Annotated in this window: 23 protein-coding genes; 5 read left to right on the plus strand and 18 right to left on the minus strand. The window is 68.9% G+C overall.

What is annotated here, in order from left to right; genetic code table 11:
* Positions 1–37: 37 nt before the first annotated feature.
* The 4 genes from AC1DCT_RS10855 to AC1DCT_RS10870 form a co-directional block, all read right to left on the minus strand.
* Positions 38–1,156: a Gfo/Idh/MocA family protein gene (locus tag AC1DCT_RS10855; protein ID WP_477429138.1), complete on the minus strand. Its 1,119-nt coding sequence runs from the start codon at positions 1,154–1,156 to the stop codon at positions 38–40.
* Positions 1,153–1,977, minus strand: a complete 825-nt coding sequence (locus tag AC1DCT_RS10860) for a sugar phosphate isomerase/epimerase family protein (RefSeq protein WP_477429140.1) — start codon at positions 1,975–1,977, stop codon at positions 1,153–1,155. The genes AC1DCT_RS10855 and AC1DCT_RS10860 overlap by 4 nt, the downstream gene beginning before the upstream one ends.
* A 339-nt stretch (positions 1,978–2,316) precedes the next feature.
* The gene (dnaB, locus tag AC1DCT_RS10865; RefSeq protein WP_477429142.1) at positions 2,317–4,896 is read right to left on the minus strand and encodes a replicative DNA helicase; all 2,580 of its coding nucleotides are present in this window, start codon (positions 4,894–4,896) and stop codon (positions 2,317–2,319) included.
* A gap of 441 nt (positions 4,897–5,337) precedes the next feature.
* Positions 5,338–6,204, minus strand: coding sequence for a hypothetical protein (locus tag AC1DCT_RS10870; protein WP_477230019.1), 867 nt, complete (start codon positions 6,202–6,204; stop codon positions 5,338–5,340).
* Positions 6,205–6,354: 150 nt separating this feature from the next.
* Here AC1DCT_RS10870 and AC1DCT_RS10875 point away from each other — a divergent pair, with 150 nt between their 5' ends.
* The gene (locus AC1DCT_RS10875; protein WP_477429144.1) at positions 6,355–7,374 is read left to right on the plus strand and encodes a hypothetical protein; all 1,020 of its coding nucleotides are present in this window, start codon (positions 6,355–6,357) and stop codon (positions 7,372–7,374) included.
* An 88-nt stretch (positions 7,375–7,462) separates the two neighbouring features.
* Positions 7,463–8,467, plus strand: coding sequence for a chaplin family protein (locus AC1DCT_RS10880; RefSeq protein ID WP_477429146.1), 1,005 nt, complete (start codon positions 7,463–7,465; stop codon positions 8,465–8,467).
* A 153-nt stretch (positions 8,468–8,620) separates the two neighbouring features.
* Here the strand turns inward: AC1DCT_RS10880 and AC1DCT_RS10885 are convergent, their stop codons facing one another.
* From AC1DCT_RS10885 to AC1DCT_RS10940, 12 genes are all read right to left on the minus strand, one after another.
* The gene (locus AC1DCT_RS10885) at positions 8,621–9,358 is read right to left on the minus strand and encodes a class F sortase (RefSeq protein ID WP_477230016.1); all 738 of its coding nucleotides are present in this window, start codon (positions 9,356–9,358) and stop codon (positions 8,621–8,623) included.
* 22 nt (positions 9,359–9,380) lie between these two features.
* Positions 9,381–10,085, minus strand: coding sequence for a hypothetical protein (locus AC1DCT_RS10890; protein ID WP_477230015.1), 705 nt, complete (start codon positions 10,083–10,085; stop codon positions 9,381–9,383).
* Positions 10,086–10,325: 240 nt separating this feature from the next.
* On the minus strand, positions 10,326–11,003 hold the full coding sequence (locus AC1DCT_RS10895) for a response regulator (protein WP_477429148.1): 678 nt from the start codon (positions 11,001–11,003) through the stop codon (positions 10,326–10,328).
* A complete protein-coding gene (locus AC1DCT_RS10900; protein ID WP_477429150.1) occupies positions 11,003–12,595 on the minus strand; it encodes an ATP-binding protein in 1,593 nt (530 codons plus the stop codon). The genes AC1DCT_RS10895 and AC1DCT_RS10900 overlap by 1 nt, the downstream gene beginning before the upstream one ends.
* An 83-nt stretch (positions 12,596–12,678) precedes the next feature.
* The gene (locus AC1DCT_RS10905; protein ID WP_477429152.1) at positions 12,679–14,307 is read right to left on the minus strand and encodes a tripartite tricarboxylate transporter permease; all 1,629 of its coding nucleotides are present in this window, start codon (positions 14,305–14,307) and stop codon (positions 12,679–12,681) included.
* A complete protein-coding gene (locus AC1DCT_RS10910; protein WP_477429154.1) occupies positions 14,307–14,873 on the minus strand; it encodes a tripartite tricarboxylate transporter TctB family protein in 567 nt (188 codons plus the stop codon). The genes AC1DCT_RS10905 and AC1DCT_RS10910 overlap by 1 nt, the downstream gene beginning before the upstream one ends.
* Positions 14,874–14,950: 77 nt before the next feature.
* The gene (locus AC1DCT_RS10915; protein WP_477429156.1) at positions 14,951–15,967 is read right to left on the minus strand and encodes a Bug family tripartite tricarboxylate transporter substrate binding protein; all 1,017 of its coding nucleotides are present in this window, start codon (positions 15,965–15,967) and stop codon (positions 14,951–14,953) included.
* 238 nt (positions 15,968–16,205) lie between these two features.
* The gene (gene rplI, locus AC1DCT_RS10920) at positions 16,206–16,658 is read right to left on the minus strand and encodes a 50S ribosomal protein L9 (protein ID WP_440732688.1); all 453 of its coding nucleotides are present in this window, start codon (positions 16,656–16,658) and stop codon (positions 16,206–16,208) included.
* An 11-nt stretch (positions 16,659–16,669) separates the two neighbouring features.
* Positions 16,670–16,924, minus strand: coding sequence for a 30S ribosomal protein S18 (rpsR, locus tag AC1DCT_RS10925; protein ID WP_071641238.1), 255 nt, complete (start codon positions 16,922–16,924; stop codon positions 16,670–16,672).
* Positions 16,925–17,013: 89 nt separating this feature from the next.
* Positions 17,014–17,535, minus strand: a complete 522-nt coding sequence (locus AC1DCT_RS10930; RefSeq protein WP_378806617.1) for a single-stranded DNA-binding protein — start codon at positions 17,533–17,535, stop codon at positions 17,014–17,016.
* Between the two features lie 5 nt (positions 17,536–17,540).
* The gene (gene rpsF / locus AC1DCT_RS10935; RefSeq protein WP_440732690.1) at positions 17,541–17,906 is read right to left on the minus strand and encodes a 30S ribosomal protein S6; all 366 of its coding nucleotides are present in this window, start codon (positions 17,904–17,906) and stop codon (positions 17,541–17,543) included.
* A gap of 189 nt (positions 17,907–18,095) precedes the next feature.
* Positions 18,096–18,893, minus strand: a complete 798-nt coding sequence (locus AC1DCT_RS10940; RefSeq protein ID WP_477230013.1) for a hypothetical protein — start codon at positions 18,891–18,893, stop codon at positions 18,096–18,098.
* 232 nt (positions 18,894–19,125) lie between these two features.
* Here AC1DCT_RS10940 and AC1DCT_RS10945 point away from each other — a divergent pair, with 232 nt between their 5' ends.
* The 3 genes from AC1DCT_RS10945 (at position 19,126) to AC1DCT_RS10955 (ending at position 22,704) form a co-directional block, all read left to right on the plus strand.
* Positions 19,126–20,118, plus strand: coding sequence for a hypothetical protein (locus tag AC1DCT_RS10945; protein WP_441976481.1), 993 nt, complete (start codon positions 19,126–19,128; stop codon positions 20,116–20,118).
* A 52-nt stretch (positions 20,119–20,170) separates the two neighbouring features.
* Positions 20,171–21,406 carry a hypothetical protein gene (locus AC1DCT_RS10950; RefSeq protein WP_441976482.1) on the plus strand — a complete coding sequence of 412 codons (1,236 nt, stop codon included), beginning with the start codon at positions 20,171–20,173 and terminating at the stop codon, positions 21,404–21,406.
* A gap of 65 nt (positions 21,407–21,471) precedes the next feature.
* Complete coding sequence (locus tag AC1DCT_RS10955; RefSeq protein ID WP_477429159.1) at positions 21,472–22,704, plus strand: hypothetical protein; 1,233 nt, start codon at positions 21,472–21,474, stop codon at positions 22,702–22,704.
* A gap of 147 nt (positions 22,705–22,851) precedes the next feature.
* Here AC1DCT_RS10955 and AC1DCT_RS10960 read toward each other — a convergent pair whose 3' ends face one another.
* Positions 22,852–24,579: a dipeptide ABC transporter ATP-binding protein gene (locus AC1DCT_RS10960; RefSeq protein WP_477429161.1), complete on the minus strand. Its 1,728-nt coding sequence runs from the start codon at positions 24,577–24,579 to the stop codon at positions 22,852–22,854.
* On the minus strand, positions 24,576–25,589 hold the full coding sequence (locus AC1DCT_RS10965) for an ABC transporter permease (RefSeq protein ID WP_440732695.1): 1,014 nt from the start codon (positions 25,587–25,589) through the stop codon (positions 24,576–24,578). The genes AC1DCT_RS10960 and AC1DCT_RS10965 overlap by 4 nt, the downstream gene beginning before the upstream one ends.
* Position 25,590 lies beyond the last annotated feature (1 nt).

Raw genomic sequence — 25,590 nt, forward strand, 5'->3', positions numbered from 1 at the left:
AACGCCCGCTGCTGCGGCAGCGGGCGTTCAGTCGTGATCAGAGAGTTGCCTCAAGTGGGTCGAAGTCGGCGCCAAGCGAGCCGACGGGGCCGAGCGTGCTGGCGACGTCGACAAATTGGTGCGAGGCGGCGGCTTCCTCGATAGACAGGAGAGTATCAAGAACGTGATAGCCGAACTCGCCAGTTGCGACGTGTGGGCGGCCTGCCCGGAGGGAGCGCGCCATATCGAGGACTCCGAGTCCGCGTCCTGCGAGCACGCCTTCCTCGGGCACCCGGAGATGTTCTTGTTCCGTGGCGGCGGAGTCAGTGAGGGGGCGGACAATCGTGATCTCGCCACCGAACATGTTGGGATCGGGAATGACCAGCGTGCCCTCCGTGCCGTTGATCTCCACGACACCATGACGCTTGAGCGGCGAGTCGGTGCTGTAAAGGCTTTGCGCCTGTCCACCCTGCTCGAACTCCATCAGCACGGACAACGTGGAGAGCACCTCGACGGGGAACTCTTGCCCCGCAAGCTCGCCGGTATGCACACGTCGTCTCGTCGTTCCCTGCAGACCGACAGCGGCGACGGCCCCGACTGCCCCGAAGACATGGACAAGGGTGGAGACGTAGTAGGGCCCCATGTCGAGCAACGGCCCGCCTCCCTTGGCGTACAAGAACACGGGGTTGGGGTGCCACAACTCCGGGCCCTGCCACTGGAAGGCAGTCGATGCGAACAAGGGGCGACCGATGTCACCTCTTGCAATGGCCCGCTTCGCGGTCTGCACGCCTGGGCCTAGCACCGTGTCAGGGGCGATTCCCACACGTAAACCTGCAGTTTCCGCCTTTTGCAGCAGCCGTCGAGATTCCTCGCGGTCGATGCCGATCGGCTTCTCGCTCCACACATTCTTTCCCGCTGAGATGACTCGCTCGGAGACTTCCACATGGGCTGCGGGGATTGTGAGATTGACGACGATCTCGATCTCGGGATCGTTCAGCACCACGTCCACGCCGCCCGCTTTGGGTACGCGATGCTTCGCGGCCTGCGCGCGCGCCCGCTCTTCGACGAGGTCACCAATTGCGACAACCTTGACGTCGGGAAAGCTTGAGAGGTGGGTGAGGTACTGGTCGCTGATGTTGCCGGCACCGATTACGCCGACTCCGACGGGCCCGCTCATCGGCTCAGGAATTTCTCGTCCAGCTGCAGGCTGTCGAGGTAGATGCGACTGGATTCGATCGCGTCGAACAGGTCACCGGGGTAATGGTCGAACTCGACAATCGCCACTTCAAGCGCGGCCGCCGCGGCGATCGCCTCTCTCAGTGGCACGACGCCTTGACCGGCCGGCACCTGGTCGTCCGGCGGGTAAGACGCGATAGCAGTGGCGTCAAGCGTGCCGTCCTTGGCGTGCAGCGCGATGACACGGCTGCCGAGGGTGCGAAGCAGCTCCGGAGAATCGATGCCGGCGCGGGCAACCCAATAGAGATCTACCTCGAGCACCACCCGCTCATCCAGCAGATCAGCCAGCACTTCGAGACCGCTCTTACCCTGAAAACTGGACTCGAGCTCGTGCGCATGGTTGTGGTAGCCGACTCGGATCCCACGTTCTGCTCCGATCTCTGCAGCGATGTTGAGGGATCGGGCGATCTCCGCAATCTGTTCGATCGACTGCCAGCGTGAAGGCTCGGTGTACGGGTCGATCACCGTAGTCATTCCCAGAACGCCTGCGGCATCGAAAACGGCAGCGGGGGACGGCACCGGAACGCTTGTGCCGCTGCCGTCGGGATTGACGAACGAGGTGGAAGCGAGGAACGCATGTCCCGTCGGCGCCGCGATCCCGTTGGTCTTCAGTGACGTAGCCAGCGTCTCAGCTCGGCGCACAAAGTCGTACGGCTCAGCCGCAGTAAACCCACGGGATGCGAGTTCGGCCAATGTGCGGTCAAGATCGGCCTCAAGGGCCTCCCTGACCGTGAACAGCTGAATGGATGTCTGGACCGGCATCGGTCACACTCCTTCGATAGTCTTCCGTGATGTCTAGCTACGGACAACGCGTCATCGCTCAGTCGGGACAGAGGCGGCTCCTCACAGCCCCCCGCTGCGTTTGCAGTCCGCCCTAGGTCGCTACCCATACGTTGACCAAGCCCAGACCGTAACCGCTTACGGAAGTAAGCTACAGTTGCTCAATATTGGTGTCAACGTCATTCATGTGAGCCGTCACTTTGGAGCGAACCGAGATCGCTCTCGCCCGCGGGAGGGTGAGGGCGCACGAATGCCGCCAGAAGAGGGGTACCAGCCGTGTGAGTCCCGGCGGCGCCTGAACACCTCCGGTACGGACGGAACCTAGTGGAAGTCCCCGCCGCCCTGGAAGTCGCTGGCCATGTCGGCGAAGCGCGAGAAGTGACCCTGGAACGCGACCTGGATCGTCGCAGTGGGACCGTTACGGTGCTTGGCCACGATGAGGTCGGCTTCGCCGGGACGCACGTCCTTGTCGTAGACGGAGTCGCGGTGCAGCAGGATCACCATGTCGGCGTCCTGCTCGATCGAGCCCGACTCACGCAGGTCGCTGATCGCGGGCTTCTTGTCCTGACGCTGCTCCGAGCCACGGTTCAGTTGTGAGAGCGCGATCACCGGCACCTGCAGCTCCTTTGCGAGCAGCTTCAGGGCACGGGAGAACTCCGACACCTCTTGCTGACGCGATTCGACCTTCTTGCCGCTGGTCATCAGCTGCAGGTAGTCGATGACGACCATCCTCAGGCCGACGCGCTGCTTGAGCCGGCGGCACTTCGCGCGGATCTCGACGAGCGTCATGTTCGGGCTGTCGTCGATGTAGAGCGGCGCGTCGTTGATGCGTCCACGCGTCGACGCGACGGTCGTCCAGTCGCGCTGGTCGAGCGTGCCCTTGCGGAGGTTCTGCAGGGGCACGGCACCCTCGGCGCTGAGCAGGCGCATGGCGATCTCCGCCTTGCCCATCTCGAGCGAGAAGAAGATGGAGGGCTGGTTGTGCCCGATCGACGCGGCACGGGCGAAGTCGAGCGCGAGCGTGGAGTTGTGCGTCGGGATCATCGACTCGCCGGCGAGGTAGAGATGGTCGTCGTTGTCGACCTGCACGCACCGCACGGGCACGCTCGGGATAGGGCGCACCGCCTTCACGTACCGGCGCCCGATCCGCAGGGTGCTCGATGGACGCTCCTGCGCGTGAGCGAGCCGCTTGCGCTCCAGGTGGAAGACGTCGTCGACCGTGGAGAAGTTCAGGATGTAGGCGACCGATGACGCCTCGGTACGGCCGCGGACGCGCTTCGTCGTCCGACCGCACTTGTACCCGAGGCTGACGATCAGCTCGTACACGCTGTCGGCCAGACGCTTGCTCGTCACCGAGAACTGGCAGGATCCGACGCCCTTGACGACCGTGCCGTCGGTGTCCATGAGACCGGCGAGCAGCTCGCGACGCTGCGCCTCGGATGCCCGCAGGTACCGCACGGGGATGTGCTTGTCACCCAGCACTCCGACCTTGCGCAGCAGCGCGGCGAAGCTGCCGTGATCGCGGTGGCACGCGTCGCAGCGCAGCGCCTCACCCGAGTACGCGTGACCGCAGTCCGGGCAGGACAGCCGCTCCGGGTGCGCGCCCTTGTTCTTCGGCCCGCAGGTGCGGCCGCACGTGTTCACGTTGGGGTGCCGCGCGACGAACTCGACACCGCAGACATCGCAGTTCTTGACGAGCAGCTGCCGCTCGGCGAGCTGGAGCGAATACAGCATGCCGCCGCGCGCCTGCGTCCGGACGCCGGTCGCCGCGATCAGCGCCGGGATCTCGTTTGTCTCGCTGGTCAGGCGGGCTGAGGCACCGTGTCCGTCGCCCAGCCAGGCGCCCAGCACGTACGGAGGGATCGGCAGCTCGGCATCGGCCGCGCGCAGCGGCGCCGCGTTGGGGATGGAGTGATTGGCGCGCCCCTCCACGCCCACGGTCAGCGTCTCGAGGATCTGCTCGGTCGTGACGGTCACCGTGCCGCCGATGCCCCGACGTGAGGCTCGGGTCTCGGTGACCCACTGGTGCTGCGCGTCGGCGACGATCGTGGTGCCATCGGAGAACTCGACCTCATAGCAGGGGCGGTCGAGCATCACGTCGGTGACGGCGACGACGCTCGTCGGGTGCCCGTCCGCGCCGTAGAGGTAGTCGCCGACCTGCACCTCGCCCATCGTCGTCCACCCGGTGGGGGTGGCCAGCGGGGTGTCGAGGGCGAGCGCCTTTCCCATGGCGGGACGCGCGGCGACGACGATCATCTGACCGCCGTGCAGGCCGTTGGTGAGCTCGTCGAGCTCGCGGAACCCGGTCGGCACGCCGGTCATGGATCCGTCCCGGCCGCTCGCGGCCTCCATCTCCTCGACGGCGGCATCGACGGCGACGGTGAGCGGGACGTAGTCTTCGGCGGCCTCGGTGCCGGTGACCGCGTAGATCTCGGCCTGGGCGCTGTTGACGAGGTCGGTGGCGTCACCCTGTCCGTCGTAGCCCATCTGCACGATGCGGGTGCCTGCATCGACGAGCTTGCGCAGGAGCGCACGCTCCGACACGATCCCCGCGTAGAAGCCGGCGTTCGCGGCGGTGGGCACGATCGACGTCAGCGAATGCAGATAGTCGGCCCCGCCCGCGCGCGACAGGTTGCCGGTCTTGATCAGCTCGTCGGTGACGGCGATGACGTCGGTCGGCTCGCCGTGCGAGTACAGCGAGAGGATCGCGTCGAAGATCAGCTCGTGCTTGGGGATGTAGAAATCGGCCCCGCGCAGAGACTCGATGACGTCGGCGACCGCGTCCTTCGACAGCAGCATGCCGCCGAGGGTGCTCTGCTCGGCCATGAGGTCGTGCGGCGGGGTCCGCTCAGGCCCACGTCCCGAACCGAGCCGCTCCTCCGCGATGTCCGCGATCGACACGCGCGCCCCCTCTTCCTCCACCGATTGCCGAGCACATCACCGTCGGATCCGCGCCTCGGGCGGGATGATCATCCCGCAGCACAAAGCACACCACCAGGGTCCGACATCGGGATGCTCGACAACGCTACCTGCAGCGCTCGGGAGCCTGTGGATAACTATGTGGAGAGATTGCGGGTAACTCCGGAGTGTCTGTGCAGAGTGCCTGGGGATAACTGTGGGGAACGTTCGCCTCCGGAACTTTTTTGCCCAGCCTGATCAGGCGTTTCCCTCTTCCCCACCCTGTGGATGAGAATCTGTTTAAAGTCCCTCTTTAAGGTTCGCCGTCGTGTGGTGGGATGTGCACAACCTGGGGACGCCCCCCACGTGGGCCGCCTTTTGTCAAGTCGGCCATTCGGCGGGTGTGGCGCTGCTCATCCGCGCACTCCAAGACGGCGCGTGCGCTCAAACAGCCGGATCCTTCGCCGCGTCGCACCACTGCTCCAGACGTCGCTGCGCGAACGTGCTGCTGAGCTCGCTCCGGTCCGCCGGGTGCTCGAGCCAGAACCGCAGCGCTGCGTAGATCACCCAGGGCGGCGTCGGATACTCGTCCACCCCGATCCGCCACGGATCCCTGCCCTCGCGTTCGATCAGGACGCTCCGGGATCCCTCCGTGTCATCCTCCTCGCGGGCCACGGCGGTGATCGCGTGGATGTCCTCCCAGCGGACGGACTCGATCGCGTCGAGGTAGTACCGGGAGATACCGCTGCGACCGATCGAGAGCCCGATCGGGATGCGGGCGAACGACGCGCTGCGGAACGCGATGATCAGCGCGATCACCCCGCACAGCACGAGGACGGCCGCGCACAGCCCGAGAGGAACGACGAGCAGCAACCATCCGCCTGCGTCGACGGCGACCGCACGTACGCCCGCCATCACCAGAAGCACCGCGGATCCGGCTCCGCCGAGCAGCAGCCCCCAGCCGAGAGTCCATGACGCGAGCCCCTCGCGGAAGAAGTGCACCCAGGAGTCCGGAGGGGCCGAATCCGCCCGCGTGAGGGTGACCGCGTTCATCAGCACGGGGCCCCTGATCCGCCGTCGGCCGCCTTCACGGGAGACCGAGACGCCGGCCATGAGCGCACCGTAGAACACGCTGGCCAGAATGGTCCCCAGCACGTCTCCGCCGAGAGCGCGCAGGGCGCCGAACGCCAGCAGTCCCGCGGCGACCACGGTCATGATCGCGATCGCCGTCACCGGCATCGGACCCATCCCTCTGTCCTGCCAGTTGCGGGGCGGCGGATACGGCAGCACCCCGCGGGCATCCGTGCTCATGCTCCCCCCACGCCTCGACAGTAGCGCGCCCTTCCTCGTCGGCGCACAAGAGTGCCGCCACCCCCTGGACGTGCGGCGCCGGCGAGCGTACAGTCAGCGCCAAGCGAACGTCGTCCCCGCGACGTCACTCGGGATCCTGGGGAGGTGACCGTGGACGTGACCGTTTGGAGCGGTCACCGGCTCCGTGTCGGTCTGCTCTCGGGTGCCTGTCTCGCCCTGGGCTGGGCGGCGCTCTCCGTGATCCTCGGCTCCTCGCCGGCCCACGCGGATGATTCCGGGAGCCTGCTCGGCGATGCCGGCGGTCTGCTCGGCGGCACCTCCACCGTGATCGCGTCCACCGTCAGCGACACGGCGACCGCCGTCGCCGGCACCGCGGATGCGATCGTCGCGCCGGTGCAGAGCATCGTCCAGGAGGCCGCACCGGCGGTCTCCGACGCCGCGGATGCGTCACAGCCTGTGCTCGACGGCGTCGCATCGGCGCCTGCCGCCCCTGGTCCGGTCGAGAACGCTGTCACGGATCCCGGCGGCACGATTTCGAGCGTCGTCCCCGACGTGCTCGCGCCGGTGTCCTCCGTGCTCGCATCGTCACCGCTGTCGTCGCTCACCGCCCCCATCGCCGACGCCGTGACGTCCGTCCCGATCGTGGGTGACGTGAGCGGCGAGCTCGGCGTCCCCGCTCTGCTCGGCCGGCTCAGCGACACCATCGACGGCGTCACGGGCACCCTTACTCCCCCATCGGGCGGTGTGATTCCCTCGGATCCTCTCGTCGTCTCCCCTCTGGTCGGGCACGGCACCGACGGTGCCGGTGGGCGCGGAACGGATCCGCTCCCTCCCGCTCCGATCACCGTCTCAGGCTCCGCGGCCGGTCCGCCCTTGCGACTCGACGACCGTTCCCACCGTGTCTCCCATGACGTTGCGGGAGCCGGAGCGGGCAGTACTGCGCCTCCGCTCCCGTCCGCGCCGCCGCCTCCCCGCGCGCCGGAGCCCTGGGCGGCCGGGGAGGGGTCGGCATCATCCTCCGCCGGATCCGGCGGGAGTTCTGCTTCCTGGTTCGCGGCCTTCTCGACGCTGCATGCCGCTGCGCCGTCCCTCAGCGCGCCGTTCGGCGCCGCTGCCGACGACGCCTTGCCTTCCTCGCCGGTGTTCCCCACCGACGTCGCTCCCGACTGAATCGGTCCGGGCTGCCCGTCAGGGGCAGGAAACCGACGCGCGTTTCCGCGCGTTCCCTCATCGATTCACTGTCAGGAGAACAAACACCATGCGCACTTTCGTGAAGCACGCCCTCTGGGGCACGCTCATCGCCGGCGGGATCACCCTGCTCGGCGCCTCGGCTGCGAACGCGGCCGACAACACCTCCGGAGACGACGGGATCGGATCCGGCACACAGATCATCGCCCCGATCTCGGTCCCTGTCACCGTGACCGGAAACGCGATCTCGATCCTCGGATCCTCCACGGCGACCGGTCCCGCCCCGACCGCCGCACCCGCACCCGGCCCGGCACCGGCTACGACCTCCGGAGACGAGGCCATCGCGTCCGGCACGCAGGCGGTCGTCCCCGTGAACGTGCCGATCACCGTGGCCGACAACGCGATCAGCGTGCTGGGAGAGTCCGACAGCACGGCGACGGCGCCACCCGCCGCGCCACCCGCCGCGCCAGCGGCAGCGACACCGGCACCGGCGGCGACCACCAGCGGTGACGACGGAGTGCTCTCGGGCACGCAGGCGGTCGTCCCGGTGACGGCGCCGATCACGGTCACGGGCAACGCGGTGAGCGTGCTGGGCGACAGCACCGCCACCTCGGGCTCGCCGACCACCGGCACGACGCCACCCGCCGGCACCCCGCCCGCCGGATCCGGTCCGAGCACCAGCGGCGACGACGCGATCCTCGGCGGCACGCAGGTCGTCGCCCCGATCACCGCTCCGATCACGATCGGCGGCAACGCCATCGCGGTGGGCGGCACCAGCACGACGACCACGGGAACACCCGGCACCCCGGGCACACCCGGCGCCCCCGGAACCCCGGGCACTCCCGGAACCCCCGGGACCCCGGGCACTCCGGGAACGCCAGGAGCCCCCGGTACGCCCGGAACCTCCGGCGGTCACGGTGCCGCGTCGATTCCCGTGTCGAACCTGGGCGCCGCGCAGAGCGGGCCGCGTCTCGCACAGACAGGCGGGGCTTCCCCGGCGCCGCTGATCCTGGTGGCGCTCCTGCTCGTGATGATCGGAGGCGGGATCCTCACCCGGCGCGCACTCGCCCGATGACCGGTTCGGCGGTGCGGCGTCCGAGGGAGGGTGCACGCAGCGCCGCCGGGCCCCGCCGGGTCGGCCCCGTCCCCAGCATCGGCCGGCCGGCAGAGAAAGGGGGTCGCCTCCCCAGGAGGAGGCGACCCCCGACGGGCGCGCCAGGGCGACCGGTCACGACACGCGTTCGGCGGTCACGATCCAGTTGTCGACGGAGTGCCCGTCGATGTGCGGCGCGTCGAGGTCGCAGGAGAACAGCGACAGCGCCCGCTCCGGCGCATCCGACTGCCACACCCACTTGTAGGTGGTCGCCGCCTGCGCCACGACATCCTGCTTTGGAACGGATCGGGCGTCCTGCGTGACCGTGAATCCCGCGGTGGCGTATCCGCCCGCCTGCAGCGCATAGGTGAGCACCACGCTGTCGCCGGCCCGCACCTGCCCGAGATCGTAGAACACGTCCTTCGTGCCATAGCCCGTCACGTTGTGCCCGACGATGATGCCCCGGTAATCGGAGAGGTCGCCCGGCACCGTCTCCCACTGCGGCGGTCCATACCACCCCGCCAGTCCCTCGTCGGGGCTCAGCCAGCCGTCGCCGTTGAGCTGGATCTGGTTCACATCCGCGTCGATGAGCGGCACTCCCTGCTGGAGCACGGTCACGTGCACGGGAATGCCGGCGATGTCCCGCAGCGGCGCGGGAGTCGGCGCGGCCGGCGAAGCGATCGGGTTCGGCGAAGGGGTCGGCGTGACGGGCGCGGCCGTCGGCGCCGACACGGGCGCGGTGGACATCGGTACGCCACCGAGGGCGGATCGCGTCGCGCTCCACAGCAGCACCGCGGCCGCCCCGGCGACGAGCCCGACGACGAGCAGGGCCACCGCGAGGCGGCGGCGCCGCGCGGTGGCCCTGTCGTTCATGGCGTGCAGTGGTTCGCTTGACTCAGTTGCGGCGCGAACGCGCGAGCAACCCTGCGCCGGTCAGCGCCCCGGCCGCGAGAAGGCCGAGGCCGCCCGAGAGCACGAGCACCGCGGTCTGATCGCCGTCGGTCTGCACCGTGGCGGGCACCGTGTGCGTCTCGGGCTCAGGTGCGGGCGCGACGACCGGCGGGGTCTCGACGGGCGGCGTGACGACGGTCACGGGGCAGGTCACGGCGTCATGGTGAACGGTCTTCGTCACCGCCGGCGTGCCCTCGGTCGGCGGGACGGCAGGCTGGCCTTCGACATCGATGATCTTCTCAGCCGACCAGTAGAACCAGTCGGCCTTCCCGGGCGTACCCGCCTGGAAGATCTGGTTGATCGGATCCGTTCCATGCCCGGCGCCCTCGTAGTTCGTGGTGTTCGCCTGCCAGTTCTCCCCCGGCGGAACATCCCCGGGGGCCGGACCGTCAGGACCGCCGGTCCACGAATAGCGCTGGAAGTTGCCCCAGTGCCAGACCTCTTCAACCGCAGGCGTTCCCGGGGCCCCGGGAACGGCCGGCGTCACGACGACGGTCTCGTCGTACGCCGCCATCGGCGTGCACGGCGCGGCGTCGTCTGCAGACGCGCCCGGCACCGTGATCAGGATTCCCGCGACCGCGAGCGACATCGCGCCCGCCGCGTACGCGGCCTTGCGGAGCACCCCAGCGCCCCTGTTGACAGAAGACATGTCCCCAGCTCCCCAGCTCGGTGATCGGTGATGATCACACGCTCCGGGTGCGCGGAAGTCTGCGGAGTGCACTGCGCCGCGCCGATCCCCAAGATCACCGGGTCCCACCCCGTCGACGGTTGCCCACGCCCCAGCCCGTGCAACCTTTGAGGCAAACCATACCGGTCTTCCGGTATTCGGGCAATGGATCTGGTGCACAGCGCAGAGCCTCATCTGCCGATCCGGACAGCCTCCGCCGTCTCAGCCGCGGGAGGCGCGATATCGGTTCTCCGGGCGACCCACCGCGCCGTAGCGAGGCGCGACCTCCGCCCGCCCGATCGTGGCGAGATGATCGAGGTAGCGGCGAGCGCTCACCCGCGACATCCCCAGAGCGTCTGCGATCTCCGCCGACGACATGTCACCCGCGGCCCCGTCGAGAAGCGCAGCGACCCGGTGCAGGCTCGAGGCCGAGAGGTTCCTCGGCGCAGCCACGGCGTCATCGGAGCCGCCGCCCAGCATGAGATCGACCGCCCGCTGGTCCAGATCCGCATCCCCCGCCGCCATGGTGAGCGCGCGCTGCACCTCGTTCAGGCGGCGATGCAGATCGGCCCTCGTGAACGGCTTGACCAGATAGTGCCGGACGCCCAGCGTCCGCGCACGACGCACCGTCTCGAGGTCGCGCGCCGCGGTCACGGCGATCACCTCGACGTCGGTGCGCATCGTCCGCAGCCGACGCAGCAGCTCCAGGCCGTTCAGGTCGGGGAGATAGACGTCGAGCAGCAGCAGATCGGGGCGGTGGTGCTCGATCTCCCTGAGCCCCGCGGAGGCGGTGTGCGCCACGGCGACCACCTCGAAACCGGGGTGATCGCCGACCAGCTTGGCGTTGAGGCCGGCGAGCAGCCGATCGTCCTCGACGATCACGACCCGTGCGGAGCTCATCACGGAGCCTTCGCCTCGAACGACCACGGCACATCCACGACGAAACGGGCGCCTCCCGATTCGGAGGCCTCCGCGATCGCGGTGCCGCCCAGTCGCTGCGCCACCCGCTTGACGATCGTGAGGCCGATGCCTCGCCGCTCCTTGCGCGGAACAGAACCCTTGTCCGAGACATCGATCTCGAAGACGGCTTCGCGCAGGTGCGCAGGAACACCGGGACCGTCGTCGTCGACGCTCACGGTGATCCGATCCGGCAGGACCTCGTCGTTGATGCGCAGCACGACCCGCCCTCCCCGGGATCCGAGGGCTTCGATCGCATTGTCGAGCAGGTTCCCGATGATCGTCAGCAGGTCGTCGTCCTGCTCGACCTCGCGCAGGTGCGAGTCGGGATCCACGACCAGGTCGATCCCGAGTTCCTGGGCGCGCGCGGACTTGGCCAGCACGAGCGCCGAGACCTCGATGTCGTCGATGCCGTGCAGCAGTTGTCCCGTCGGAAGGGATCCGCCGCCGCCGACGCGGTGGATGAAGGACAGCGCCGCATCGGTCTGATCGGTCTCGAGCAGGCCGCTGAGCACCTGCAGGGTGTTGGAGAAGTCGTGGGACTGCGCCCTCAGGTCGTCGGCCAGGCTGCGTGCACCGCGCAGATCGCGCAGGGTCTCCTCCAGTTCGGTCCGGTCGCGCAGCATCGCGATGTGACCGACATCGCGATCCTCCACCCGTGCCGCAGCTCCGTGCACCACGAGCACGCGCTCGCCGGACAGCACGGGGGTCTCCCCGGTCTCCCCGGAGAGCAGGAACTGCGCCAGCTCTTCGTCGAGCACGTCCGCAACGTCCTTGCCGAGGATCTGGTCCGACTCCACGCCGAGAAGTCGGGCGGCCGCGTCGTTGACGACGACGAGACGTCCGTCCGCATCCACCGCGATGAACCCCTCCTGGATGCCGTGCAGCATGGCCTCCCGGGTGTCCAGCATCGTGCGGATCTCCTCCGACTCGAGGCCGTAGATGCGCCGGCGCAGCAGGGCGCCGATCCAGACCGAGCCGATCACGCCGATGACGGCGGCCGCGATGGGCGCGATGATGAGACCAGGGAGATCGTCGACGAACTGCGCCTGCAGATCCGTCTCGAAGATCCCGACCGAGACGATCCCGATCACCCGGTCGTCCGGTCCGTGGATCGGCACCTTCACCCGCCAGGATTCACCCAGCGTGCCGGTCTGGGTCTCGATCTGCACCTTTCCGGAGAGGGCGACCGAGGGGTCCGTGGAGACCTTCTCACCGATGCGCTCAGGATTCGGATGCGAATAGCGGATGCCGTGGTCGTCGGTCACGACGACATAGCTGAGGCCGGAGGACTTGCGCACGGCTTCCGAGATCGGCTGGATCTGGCCCTCGGGATCCTGCGCCAGCAGGGCTTCGACCACGGTCGGCAGACCGGCGACGGACTGTGCGATGGCGACCATGCGATCCCGGTAGGCGTCCCGGTTCGCCTGGGCGGCGAGGAAGGCCGCGACCGCACCCGTCCCCGCGACGATGACCAGCACGATCGCGATCTGCAGCACCAGCAACTGCGTGCTCAACGACATCGGACGACGCACGGCAACAGTCTCCCACGCGCCAGGGCGGCGCCCACCGGAGGAGAGAGCCTCCGGATGGGCGCCGCGCGTGCGCTCCGCGACAATCACTGCCGGTCGCTCTGGGTGCGTGCCGCCTCCCGGTCCGGGGTCCGGCCGTCGACCGGCGTGCGTTCCGGCGACTCGATCGTGGGGACGGCTTCGATCGCCGGAATGAGGGAGGTCGGCAGAGCCCCAACCTCGACCAGGACGTCCCGCTTCGAAGGGCGGCGGCGCAGCGCGAAGGTGAGGATGAACACCAGGGCGAGCGTGCCGTAGATCGCCCATGTGAAGGGCGTCGAGACCAGCGTCGCAGGGTCACCGCCGGCGATGTCGAGCGCCCGGCGGAACTGCACCTCGGCGATCGGTCCGAGGATCGCTCCCACGATGAGCGGGGAGACCGGGTAGCCGAAGCGGCGCATGACGTAGCCGAGCACGCCCAGCACGAGCAGCAGGCCCACATCGAAGGTCGAACCACCCGCCGCATAGGCGCCCAGCACGGCGAACGTCGCGATACCGGCGAACATGTACGGCTTCGGGATCTTCAGCAGCTTCACCCACAGCCCCACGAGGGGAAGGTTCAGCAGCAGCAGGATCGCGTTGGCGACCACGAGGCTCGCGATGAGGCTCCACACCAGGGGGCCGTTGGTCTCCAGCAGCTGGGGTCCGGTCTGGATCCCGTACTGCTGGAAGGCGACGAGGATCACCGCGGCGGTCGCAGAGGTCGGGATGCCGAGTGTGAGCAGCGGCACCATGGTGCCGGCCGCGTTGGCGTTGTTCGCTGCTTCCGGCCCCGCCACACCCTCGATCGCGCCGTGGCCGAACTCCTCGGGCCTCTTGGACAGCCTGCGCTCCAGCGTGTACGACAGGAAGGTCGGGATCTCGGATCCGCCGGCGGGGATGACGCCGAGCGGGAACCCGATCGCCGTGCCGCGCAGCCATGGCTTCCATGACCGCCGCCAGTCCTCCCGGTTCATCCAGCGGCCGGCGAACGGCATGACCTTGAAGAGCAGGGTCGACTGATGGGCGACGACGTAGAACAGCTCGCCGATCGCGAACAGCGCGACGATCAGCACCACCGTGTCGATCCCGTCGAGGAGCGGCAGGAGGCCGAAGGTCAGGCGCTGCTGTCCGCTCTGGAAGTCGATGCCGACGAGCGAGATCGCGAGCCCCACCGCCATCGAGATGAGTCCCCGCAGCGGCGAGCTGCCGACCAGCGCGCTCACGGTGAGGAATGCCACCACCATGAGGGCGAGATAGTCCTGCGGGCCGAGCTGCACCGCGATGTCGACGATCCATGGCGCGAAGAACGCGACCAGCATCGTCGCGATCGTGCCCGCGACGAACGATCCGATCGCGGCGGTCGCAAGAGCCGTGGCGCCCCTTCCCATGCGCGCCATCCTGTTGCCGTCGATCGCGGTGATGACCGACCCCGACTCGCCCGGAGTCTTCAGCAGGATCGCGGTGGTCGAGCCGCCGTACATCGCGCCGTAGTAGATGCCGGCGAACATGATGAACGCGGCCGACGGATCGACGGAGTAGGTGAGCGGAAGCAGCAGGGCGATGGTGAGCGCGGGCCCGATTCCCGGCAGCACGCCGACGAGCGTGCCGACGATCGTGCCGATGAGCGCGAAGATCAGGTTCTGCGGCTGGAACGCCAGCTCGAACCCGTGCATGAGTCCTTCGAGGCCGGGCATCAGAGGATCCCTTCCAGCACGCCCGCGGGCAGGTCGATCGAGAGCAGTTTGGTGAACGCGAAGAAGATCACGCAGGCGGTCGCCAGCGCGATCACGGCGGCGATCAGATAACGCCGGGACCCCATCGCGAGCGAGATCAGGAAGAACATGACCGTGGTGGCGGGGATGAAGCCGAGCGGCTCCACCGTGAACAGGAAGAACAGCAGGCCGGCCGCCGCGATGCCCAGCGCCACCCAGTGCGTGCGGGTGACGTCGACGTCGCCTTCGGCCTGTTCGGGCTCACCGCGCTTGCCGCGCGCGAGCTGCACGGCCAGCAGCGCCGCGAGTACGAACAGTGCGCTGCCCACGACGATGGGCATGAAGCCGGCGCCGATCCCGGACGCGGACGTGGACTGGCGCTGGCCGAGCCCGTCGAAGAGGACGACGCCGCCCAGCACGAACACGGCCGCGGCGACGACCCACTCGCCGAGTCCCCTGGTGGATCGCGGACGGGTCCCGTGTCCGAGTTCCCCCGGATGCGGGTCTTCGGGCGTGGCTGTTTCCTGAGGCGAAGAGACGTCGCTCATCGAATGCTCCTTGATGCGGCTTGACACAACGGGCGCGACCGCTCGCGGAGGAGGGTGCCCCTCCGCGAGCGGTCGTGCTACTTCGCGAGACCCAGGTCCTTGAGGACGCTCTGCACCCGCGTGTTCTCCGACTTCAGCCACCCGGCGAACTCGTCTCCGGCGATGTAGTTGTCGATCCAGTCGTTCTTCTGCAGCTCGGCCTTCCACGCGTCGCCGGCGTGCATCTTCTCGATGGCGGCGAGGTACTGCGCGCGCAGCTTCGCATCGATGCCGCCCGGCGCCATGATCGAGCGCCAGTTCGCGAACTCCAGCTCGGGGTCGATCTCCCCCGCGGCCTGGGCGAAGGTCAGGTCGCCGTCGTTCTTGAGCGAGGAGACGAGCAGGCCCGTCAGCTCGCCGCTCTCGATCTGCGCCGCGAACTCACCGGTGCCCGCGATGCCCGCCTGCACCTTGCCGCCGAGCAGCGCGGTGGTGGCCTCGCCGCCGCCCGAGTAGGGCACGTAGTTGACCTCCGACGGCTTCACGCCGTAGTGCTGCGCGAGCAGGCCGATGAAGAGATGGTCCGCGGATCCGGCGGATCCTCCCGCGATCGCGACGGACTTCGGATCCTTCTTGATGGCCGCGAAGAGGTCGTCGATACTCGCGAAGGACGAGCCCTTGGGAACGACGATCGCCTCGTGCTCGCCGACGAGACGCGCGATCGGGGTCAGGTCGTCGAGGGACACCGAGGTGCCGTTCGTGACGACGCCGCTCATCATCGCCAGCCCCGACATGATCAGCAGGTCCTTCTGACCCTTCTTCGGCGCGACCTGGGCGAGGGCGACGGTGCCCGAGGCGCCGGGCACGTTGTTGACCGTCACGGTCTTGGCCAGCTTGTCGGCCTGCAGCGAGCCCTGCGTCGCGCGGGCGGTCTGATCCCATCCGCTCCCCGGCGCGGCCGGGGCGATCAGCTCGAGCCGGGTGAGCGGCTTGAATGGAGTGGTGCCGGAATCGGCGGAGGCGCCCTGGTCGCTCTTCGGGGAGCTGCACGCCGTCAGGGCGAGGAGCAGAGCCGTCCCCACCGCCGCGGCACGGGCGAATGTCGAGATCTTCACGGACGATGCCTTTCACATGTCACCGGCGCCATCGCCGGTGTGCGGAGCCGGCGACCCTGCCGGACCCGTCGAATGTACTGAGGCATCCGGGTCGAACCCGGTTCTGGTCATTAAGAAAAGCGCGGTGATCTCGCGGTGCTCCGCCCTCCGCCTGTGACCGCTCCAGGGCATGCGAAAGGGGCCGCCTCCCGAAGGAGACGGCCCCTGACAGGCAGTCGGCGCGTGAGCGCCTGCCGGATTACTTGGCGGCGACGACCTGCAGCGTGATCACAGCGGTCACGTCGTCGTGCAGACGAACCGTGGCCTCGTGCTCGCCGACCGACTTGATCGGCGAGGTGATGTGCACCTTGCGCTTGTCGATCGCACCGATGCCGGCAGCCTCGACGGCGGCGGCGACATCGGCGGTCTTGACCGAACCGAACAGACGGCCCTCGGCGCCGGCCTTGACGGCCAGGCGCACCTTGGCGGCCTCGATGGCGTTCTTCAGCGCCACCGCGTCGTCGAGGTCGTGGATCGCACGCGCCTTGCGGGCGGCCTGGATCTGCTCGACCTGCTTCTCGCCACCGCGCGACCACGCGACAGCGAAACCCTGCGGCACGAGGTAGTTGCGGGCGTATCCGTTCTTGACCTCGACCACGTCACCGGCGCTACCGAGCCCGGCGACCTCATTCGTGAGAATCAGCTTTGCCATGTCGGTACCCCTTAGCGGCCAGCGCCGGCGTAGGGCAGGAGCGCCATCTCGCGCGCGTTCTTGATCGCCTTGGCGATCAGACGCTGCTCCTGCACCGAGACACCGGTGATACGACGGGCGCGGATCTTTCCACGCTCCGAGATGAACTTGCGGAGGGTCGCGACGTCCTTGTAGTCGATGACACCCACGCGGATGGACTTCGCGGGAGCGGTGGGCTTGCCACCCTTCCGCGGCTTGCGGCGGTCGCCGCTCGACTTTCCAGCCATGAGTCTTCCTTACGAGAAATGGTTTTCGGATCCGTCAGGATCCGCAATCTTGTTGATGCTCCGGCCCCTGTGCGGGACCGACGACGGCCTCAGAAAGGCGTGTCGTCGCCGAAGCTGCCGGGAGTGCTCCACGCGTCAGCGCTCGAGGAACCGGGGGTCGACCACGGCTCGTTCGAGGACTGCTGCTGCGGACGTCCACCGCCGCTGTTGCCACCGGAGAAGCCACCGCCGTTGCCGCCGCCGTTGGAGGCGGCACGGGTGACCTGCGCGGTCGCGTAGCGGAGCGAGGGGCCGATCTCGTCGACCTCCAGCTCGATCGCGGTGCGGTTCTGGCCTTCTTTGTCCTGGTAGGAGCGCTGACGCAGGCGTCCGGATGCGATGACCCGCATGCCCTTCGTCAGGGATCCCGCCACGTGCTCGGCGAACTCGCGCCACACGGACGCACGGAGGAACAGCGCGTCGCCGTCCTTCCATTCGTTCGCCTGGCGGTCGAAGGTGCGCGGCGTCGAAGCGATGGTGAAGTTCGCCACCGGCAGCCCGTTCTGCGTGTAGCGCAGCTCGGGGTCGGCAGTGAGGTTTCCCACCACGGTGATGACGGTCTCGCCGGCCATGATCCTTAGACCTTCGCGGCCTTGGGCTTGCGGGCGGCCTTCTCCTCGGCACGCTTGGCCTCGGCTGCGACCATCGCCTGCGCCTCTTCGGCACGCAGAACCTTGGTGCGGAACACGAGCTCCGACAGGTTCAGCTGGCGGTCCAGCTCGTTGGTGGCATCGCTGCTCGCGGTGAAGTTCACGACGGCGTAGATGCCCTCGGTCTTCTTGTTGATCTCGTAGGCGAAACGGCGCTTGCCCCAGATGTCGACCTTGTCAATCGAGCCACCATCGTTGGTGATGACCTTCAGGAACTTGTCGAGGTTGGGGGCAACCTGGCGCTCGTCCAGCTCGGGGGTCAGAATGACCATGAGCTCGTACTGGTGCGTCACTTACCCACCTCCTTCGGACTAGAACGGCTTCCGGGACTTTCCCGGAAGCAGGAGGGTGTTGTGCACGTGTCAGGGCACAGATGTACCCAGACAACCTGAACAGCTTAGCGGATCCGGCAGGGCGCCGCGAACCGGTCCGGCTGTGCGGTCGATGGGCGAGGCGGGGAAGACCCCGCCTCGCCCCGGCCGTCAGGCGCAGGAACTGAGTGCGGGCGACGTCACGAAGAGGTCGGCGTTCTGGCGCGATCCTCCGGTGACGTACGGGAGCGTGAAGGTGTAGGTGAACAGGACAGTGCCGTCCGAGCTGGGCGTGAAGGTCGTCGCGGGCGTCTGCGCGCTGCCGAAGTGGGTGTAGCCGACGAGGCCGTTGGGAACGACCGCGATCGCCGGGTTTCCGTAGTACCCCTGCACGACTCCTGGCATGTTCACGCCGGCGCCGGCCACCGAGATGTCCAAGTACTGCGGTCCGAGGTAGTCCGCCGAGGCATAGACCGGCATCGTGAACGAATACGCGATGCCCGCCTTCACATCGACGGCGTAGTTCGCGGTGATGACGGAGGGCGTCTGGTCTGCGCCGTCACGGTTGTCGTTATCGTCGAGCGACAGGAACCCGACGCTGTTCTGCGGGTCGCCGCCGCCCGACCACCAGCTGGCCGGCGTCGGAGCGACCGCGGAGTCGGTCTGAGACCAGAGCCCCGTCTGCGGGTCCTGGACCGGCGCCTTGGGCGGAGTCCAACCGGTTCCGAACAGTCCATCTGATGTCGGCGATGTGCCGACCCGACCGTCGGACACCAGGTTCCCGCCGACGACGGTGAACGACCCCACCGGCAGCGCCGCGCAGGGAGCAGGCGCGGTCGAGGCCACGGCCACCGGGGCGGCGACGGCCATGGCGATGACCGGTACCGACCACGCGGCGGTCTTCACCACGGTGCGACGGCTGAGGCCGCGATGGACGCTGTCCGTTTCGGGCACGACGAATTCGGGCATGCAGGTTTCCTTCCCCATTGGATGCCGCACGGCCCCCAGCGGGCGCGCGACGACCGGCTCACGGGTCGGGTGCCCGTGATATTCCGGCATCGAGCAAAATAGCGGATCCGCCCGTCACGTTCCGCATCCCTTGGGGAAACCTACTGTGACCGGTCCCATGTCAAAGTCCGCGTTGTTCTTCATCTCCAAAACCCACATCGGTGGATGCGCGCCGCGACGATAGCCTGGCGGCATGCGATGGGAGAACGACGTCGAGGTCGGCAACTGGATCCGGGATCGTCTGGATCCCGGCTTCACGACGATGCACGGCGTCGTGCCGCACGGGTTCGAGGCGTACGCCAGGATCTTCCATCCGGCGTCGGTGCGGAGCCTCCTCGGTGGCGGCGTCGTGCCGACGAGCGACGAGCTGCGCGCGATGTCGGACGACGAGTTCGACCGCACCGTCGCGTCGTTGCGGGACGAGGTCGTCACCTGGGCGGACACGGCCGCAGCCTTCGGCACGGTGCTGCACCCGCTCGCACAGTGGAACCGGATCGTGCGCACGCCGGAGGGCGAGGACTGGCGCGGCCGGCGCTCCCCCGACGGGCGGCAATTCAGCGCGCCGATCGAGGGCGATCTGCCGCCCGCGATCCTGGCTCATGTCGCCGAGCACCTGGTCGCGCACACCACGACGCCGGACGACGGGATCGCGGGCGTCTGGGCGGGCTGGGGCGGCCTGCTCGGTGGCTACGGTCCCGCCGGGCGCGTGTTTCTGACGGCCACCGGCGACGCCGCCGAAGCGCACGCGGCGCTGCTGGCCGAGAGCATCCACGACCCGTTCAACAACCCGTACCAGAAGGCGGTGTGGCACGACGGGATCCTGCCCCGCGAGATCTCCGAGAGCGCGCACCTCGAGCTCCCGCAGCGCGAGCACGTGCTGTTCGCCGCGCCGCCGCGCGCGTTCGCGGATCCGGACTGGGTGGCGTTCGTCCCCTGGCGCGACCCTTCGACAGGCTCAGGGACCGGGCTCGACGAACGCGGCGTCGCACCGATGGCGCAGCACCCGAGCCTGATCTGGCCGGCGGACCGCGCCTGGATCCTGGTCAGCGAGATCGACTTCGACTCCACGGTCGTCGCCGGATCCGCCGCTCTCGTCGCCGCGCTGTGCGCGGACGAGCGGATCGAGGCCCTGCCTCTCGCCGAGGGCGCGGACCTGCAGTGGGACGCCGACGAGCTGAACCGTTGAACGCCCGCCGCGGTCCGGCCAGGATGCGAGCCATCGGGGTTAGCGTGGACGCGTGACCGTGCCGACGAACCGACCAGCGGGCTCGTATCCTTTCGATGCCACCCCGCTCACCGCGCCGATCGACCGCGCCGCGCTGGCCGCGTTCGCCCGTTCGGCGCCCGCCGGAGGCTCCGGAGCGAGCGCGCCCCAGATCATCGGCATGGTCTTCGGCGGCATCGCCATCGTCTTCATCCTCGGCGTCGCGGGCAGCATCTTCGGTGCGATGCTGAGCACCTCCTTGGGAGTCGGCGTCAGCGTCATCGTCACCCCCCTCTTGCTCCTGGTCGTCGCGGCGGTCATCACGGTGGGCGTCGTGTTCTGGGTGCGCGGCCGGAGGATTCGGGCCTATCGCCTCGCCGCATTCGCGGCGGCAAACGGCATGAGCTACCTCCCTGAGCTCGCCGATCCGCAGCTTCCCGGCATGATTTTCGGCCTGGGCCATGCGCGGGCGTCCCGTGACCTGGTGCGAGGCACGACACCCCGCTTCGTCGAGTTCGCGAACTATCAGTACACGACCGGATCCGGCAAGGAAGCCGAGACCCACCATTGGGGCTACGTCGCCATCCGACTCGACGTGCCGCTGCCGAACATCGTGCTCGATTCGCTCGCGAACAACGGTTTCCTCGGCTCGAACCTGCCCGCGTCCTACGGCAGGCATCAGCGTCTGTCCCTCGAGGGCGACTTCGATCAGTACTTCGCGCTGTACTGCCCCGAGGGCTATGAGCGCGACGCGCTGTATCTGTTCACACCTGACGTCATGGCGCGCCTCATCGACAACGCCGCCTCCTTCGACATCGAGATCGTCGACGACTGGCTGTTCCTGTACGCCCAGAAGACAGAGGTGACGACCCTGGATCCCGCGGCCTGGGCGCAGCTGTTCGGCACCGTGGGGGCCGTCATCACCAAGCTGCAGCAGTGGGCGCGCTGGCGCGACGACCGGTTGCGCGCGGCGGGAGCCGTCGGCGCCGGCTCCACGGCCGCCCCGTCCGCGTCCCCGGTGCCGGCCACGGCCCCTGGCGTGCCGGTCGCCCCGCTCGGATTCCTCGCCGGCGCCGCTGCCCCGAGCGCCGACGCCACCGGCTTCGCCGCACCCACGCCGGCGGATCCGGGCCAGCCCTGGTCGCCGCCCCCGGGCGTCGCTTCCGGCGGGCGCCGGCTCAAGCGCGCGTTCCCCTGGGTGTCGGTGCTCATGTTCGGCATCATCGCCGTGGCGTGGTTCGTGTTCCGGGTGCTCCTGTTCGGGCACTGATCCGGGCACCGGCCCCTCGGCAAGAACCCCGCGGATCCTGCGGCGGCTCGGGCTAGCGTGGGGGCGTGAGCACCCCACTGCCCCCGGGATACTTCGATCCCCGGCCGCTGACCGAGCCGGTCGATTCCAGCGCCGTCGCCGCGTTCGCGCGGCAGCAGCGCGCGCAGCACCCCACGTCGGGCGGCACGATCGTCGGGATCGTGATCGCCGCGGTCGTGATGGCGATCCTCGTGGTTCCGGTCATGTTCGTGATCGCCATGGGCATCGGCCTCACGATCGGCTCCGCAGTGGGCCACGGCGCGGGCGGGAGCGCGGGCGCCGCGATCGGCGGGTTCGGAATGCTCGTCCTGATCGGGGGGATGGGCACCGGCGCCTGGCTCCTCATCGCCAGGGCCCAGCGCGATCGACGGATCGCGCAGTACCGCATCGCCTGCTTCGCCGCGGCGAACGGAATGTCGTACATCGGGACGATCGCGGATCCGCCCCTTCCCGGCATGATCTTCGGGCACGGCTCGGGGCGTGCGACGACCGACGCGGTGCGCGGCACGCAGCCGAGGTTCGTCGAGTTCGGCAACTACCGGTACACCACCGGCTCGGGCAAAGACGCCCACACGCACCAGTGGGGGTACATCGCCGTCAAGCTCGACGTGCCCCTCCCGCACATCGTGCTGGACGCGCTCGGCAACAACGCGCTGGGCAGCAACCTGCCCGCGTCGTTCGACAAGCATCAGCGGCTCTCGCTCGAGGGCGACTTCGACCGCTACTTCACGCTGTACTGCCCGGCCGGCTACGAGACCGATGCGCTGTACCTGTTCACGCCCGACGTGATGGTTCGGTTCATGGACAGCGCGGCCCTGCTCGACGTGGAGATCGTCGACGACTGGCTGTTCCTGTACACGCAGCGCCCCGTGTCGACCCTGGATCCGAACAGCTGGGGCTGGCTGTTCGGTGCCGTCGCCGCCGTGCTCGGCAAGCTCGACCAGTGGGAGCGCTGGCGCGACGACCGGCTGCGGCTGGGCGCTCCAGCGGACGCGACCGCTCCTGCCCTGGCGAGCTCCGCCGACGCCGTCGGCGTGGTTTCGCCGTCCCCGGGGGCGACCGCCGGGCACGCGCTGCCCTTCGCGGCGCCCGTGGACCTGCTCACCCCGCCGCCGCCCGGCGTGGCGCCATCAGGCCAGCGTCTGCGCCGGCGAGGACCGTGGGTGACGCTCGCGATCGTGTTCGGCGTGGTGCTGGGCGTGCCGGTGATCTTCATGGGCGCGCTCGGCGTCATCGCCCTTCTCGTGATGGGCCGCTGAACGGGACCCACTCCCTTCTCCGGTCGTTGAGCGAGCACGGCCGAAGGCTGAGCGAGACGAAACGCGGTGCCCTTTCGAGATGACCCCGTTTCGACTCGCTCCGGCTGCGCCGGTGCTCGCTCAACGACCCCGTGAGGGGTCTGGCCCTCAGGCGCCGCGGCGCACCGCCTGCCAGAGAGCGCGGCGCTCGGCCTGCTCCACCGGATCCGGCACGGGAAGGGCCGCGAGCAGCTCCCTCGTGTAGGAGTTCGACGGATCGTTCAGCACCTGCGCGGTCGTGCCCTGCTCCTGAATCCGTCCCTGCCGCAGCACGATGATGCGGTCGGAGACGGCGTCGATCACGGCGAGGTCGTGACTGATGAACAGCGACGCGAAGCCGAGCTCGGCCTGCAGCTGTACGAACAGGTCGAGCACCTTCGCCTGCACCGAGACGTCCAGGGCGCTGGTGGGCTCGTCCGCGATGAGCAGCTTCGGGTCCAGGGCCAGAGCGCGAGCGAGCGAGGCACGCTGACGCTGGCCACCGCTGAGCTCATGCGGGAAGCGGTCGCCGAAGCTGGTCGGCAGCCGCACCGCATCGAGCAACTCGTCCACGCGCGCACGCGCGGCGGCGACGCTCGACGCCCTGCCGTGCACGACGAGCGGCTCCGCGATGCACTCGGCGATCGACAGCAGCGGATTGAAGCTGGTGGCCGGATCCTGGAACACGAACCCGATCTCGGGGCGGAGCGGGGCCAGCTGACGCTGCTTGACGCCGTTCATCTCCTGGCCGAGCACGCGCAGCGACCCGCCGACGACCGTGGTGAGGCCGACGACGGCGCGGCCGATCGTGGTCTTGCCGGATCCGGACTCGCCGACCAGGCCGACGACCTCGCCGGGGCCGACGTGGAAGTCGACGCCCTTGACCGCCACGACGCCGCCGCGGCCGAAGCGGCCCGGATACCCGATCTCGCACGCCCGCGCGACGATCAGGCTGCCTTCCGGGGCCTCGTCCGCGACGCCGGAGGCCGGGCTGGTCACCGCCGCCGCCTCGAGCATCGACTTGCCCTGGCCGACGTGCGGCACGGCGGCGAGCAGCTCGCGCGTGTACTCCTGCTGCGGGTTGGCGAAGAGCTCGCGCACCGGGGCCTGCTCCACGATGTCGCCGCGGAGCATCACCACCACACGGTCGGCGAGGTCGGCGACGACGCCCATGTTGTGCGTGATGAGCACGATCGTCGCACCGAATTCGTCGCGGCAGGCGCGCAGCAGCTCGAGGATCTCGGCCTGCACCGTGACATCGAGGGCCGTCGTCGGCTCGTCGGCGATGATGAGCCCGGCGTTCAGCACGAGGGCCATCGCGATCACGATGCGCTGCTTCTGCCCGCCGGAGAACTGGTGCGGGAACTCGTCCACGCGCTGTTCCGGATCCGGGATGCCCACCTTGCGGAGGATCTCGATCGCCTTCGCCCGCGCCTCCTTCTTGGAGAGCCGGCCGTCGTGATGCGCACGCAGCCCCTCGGCGATCTGCCAGCCGACGGTGTAGACGGGGTTCAGCGCCGTGGACGGCTCCTGGAACACCATCGCCGCGTCGCGGCCTCGCATCGCGCGCAGCTTCGCGGCCGAGGCGTGCACGACGTCGGTCTCGCCGCCGCGGCCGCGCACGATGACCGCGCCCGACATGGTCGCGGTCTCTGGCAGCAGGCCGAGCAGCGCGTTGGCGGTGACGGTCTTGCCGGATCCGGATTCGCCGACGATGGCGAGCACCTCACCGGCGTGCGCCTGGATGTCGATGCCCTTGACCGCGTCGACGGGCTCGGCGTCAGTCGCGAAGCGCACCTTGAGACCGCGGAGTTCTGCCACATCGGGCAGGCCGGTGTTCATGGTCGTGCCGGTCATGCCGCACCTCCCGCGCGACGGCGGGTGCGCAGTCGCGGATCGCTCAGGTCGTTGAGGCTCTCGCCGACGAGGGTGATGCCGAGCACCACCAGCACGATCGCGAGGCCGGGGAAGATGGACGTCCACCAGATGCCGCTGGTGACGTCCGCGATGGCGCGGTTGAGGTCGTAGCCCCACTCCGCGGCCGAGGTCGCCTCGATGCCGAAGCCGAGGAAGCCGAGCCCGGCGAGGGTCAGCAGCGCCTCGGAGGCGTTCAGCGTGATCACGACCGGCAGCGAGCGCGTGGAGTTGCGCAGCACGTGGCGTGTCAGGATCCGCCCGGTCGGCACGCCGATGACTCTCGCCGACTCGACGAACGGCTCGGCCCGTACGCGCACCACCTCGGCGCGGATCACGCGGAAGTACTGCGGCACGAACACCACGGTGATCGACAGGGCCGTGGCCATGATGCCCGACCACAGGTTCGACTGCCCGTGGCTGATCACGATCGACATCACGATGGCGAGCAGCAGCGACGGGAACGCGTAGATCGCATCGGCGATCACGACGAGCGTGCGATCGAGCCAGCCGCCGAAGTAGCCCGACACCAGGCCGAGCGCGATGCCGATGAAGATCGAGCAGGCGATCGCGGCGAGGATCACCAGCAGCGCGGTCTGGGATCCCCAGATCACCCGGGAGAAGACGTCGAAGCCGCTGACGGTGGTGCCGAGAAGGTTGGTGGCGCTCGGCGGCTGCTGCGTGCCGAACTTCACGCCGTTCACGGACTGCTGCGCCCACGAGTACGGGGCGATGAACGGCGCCAGGATCGCGACCAGCACGAAGATGCCGGTGATGACCAGGCCGGTCACCAGCATGCCGCGCTGCAGCCCAACGCTCTGGCGCAGCTGCGAGACCACGGGGATCCGCTCGCGCCAGCGGCGCTTGCGCGGCGCCTGGGCGGCGAGCGCCTCGGTCTTCGGAGTCGGGAGGTCGCGGTCGATCACGGGGTCGGGGGTGTTGTCGACGTTCATC

The organism is Microbacterium sp. 10L49 (genome assembly GCF_056395125.1).

Excerpts from the sequence above, each read along its gene's own strand:
- AC1DCT_RS10855 (WP_477429138.1), bottom strand. The coding sequence starts at position 1,156 with ATGAGCGGGCCCGTCGGAGTCGGCGTAATCGGTGCCGGCAACATCAGC.
- AC1DCT_RS10860 (WP_477429140.1), bottom strand. The coding sequence starts at position 1,977 with ATGCCGGTCCAGACATCCATTCAGCTGTTCACGGTCAGGGAGGCCCTT.
- AC1DCT_RS10870 (WP_477230019.1), bottom strand. The coding sequence starts at position 6,204 with ATGAGCACGGATGCCCGCGGGGTGCTGCCGTATCCGCCGCCCCGCAAC.
- AC1DCT_RS10880 (WP_477429146.1), top strand. The coding sequence starts at position 7,463 with ATGCGCACTTTCGTGAAGCACGCCCTCTGGGGCACGCTCATCGCCGGC.
- AC1DCT_RS10885 (WP_477230016.1), bottom strand. The coding sequence starts at position 9,358 with ATGAACGACAGGGCCACCGCGCGGCGCCGCCGCCTCGCGGTGGCCCTG.
- AC1DCT_RS10890 (WP_477230015.1), bottom strand. The coding sequence starts at position 10,085 with ATGTCTTCTGTCAACAGGGGCGCTGGGGTGCTCCGCAAGGCCGCGTAC.
- AC1DCT_RS10895 (WP_477429148.1), bottom strand. The coding sequence starts at position 11,003 with ATGAGCTCCGCACGGGTCGTGATCGTCGAGGACGATCGGCTGCTCGCC.
- AC1DCT_RS10905 (WP_477429152.1), bottom strand. The coding sequence starts at position 14,307 with ATGCCCGGCCTCGAAGGACTCATGCACGGGTTCGAGCTGGCGTTCCAG.
- AC1DCT_RS10910 (WP_477429154.1), bottom strand. The coding sequence starts at position 14,873 with ATGAGCGACGTCTCTTCGCCTCAGGAAACAGCCACGCCCGAAGACCCG.
- rplI (WP_440732688.1), bottom strand. The coding sequence starts at position 16,658 with ATGGCAAAGCTGATTCTCACGAATGAGGTCGCCGGGCTCGGTAGCGCC.
- rpsR (WP_071641238.1), bottom strand. The coding sequence starts at position 16,924 with ATGGCTGGAAAGTCGAGCGGCGACCGCCGCAAGCCGCGGAAGGGTGGC.
- AC1DCT_RS10930 (WP_378806617.1), bottom strand. The coding sequence starts at position 17,535 with ATGGCCGGCGAGACCGTCATCACCGTGGTGGGAAACCTCACTGCCGAC.
- AC1DCT_RS10940 (WP_477230013.1), bottom strand. The coding sequence starts at position 18,893 with ATGCCCGAATTCGTCGTGCCCGAAACGGACAGCGTCCATCGCGGCCTC.
- AC1DCT_RS10945 (WP_441976481.1), top strand. The coding sequence starts at position 19,126 with ATGCGATGGGAGAACGACGTCGAGGTCGGCAACTGGATCCGGGATCGT.
- AC1DCT_RS10960 (WP_477429161.1), bottom strand. The coding sequence starts at position 24,579 with ATGACCGGCACGACCATGAACACCGGCCTGCCCGATGTGGCAGAACTC.
- AC1DCT_RS10965 (WP_440732695.1), bottom strand. The coding sequence starts at position 25,589 with ATGAACGTCGACAACACCCCCGACCCCGTGATCGACCGCGACCTCCCG.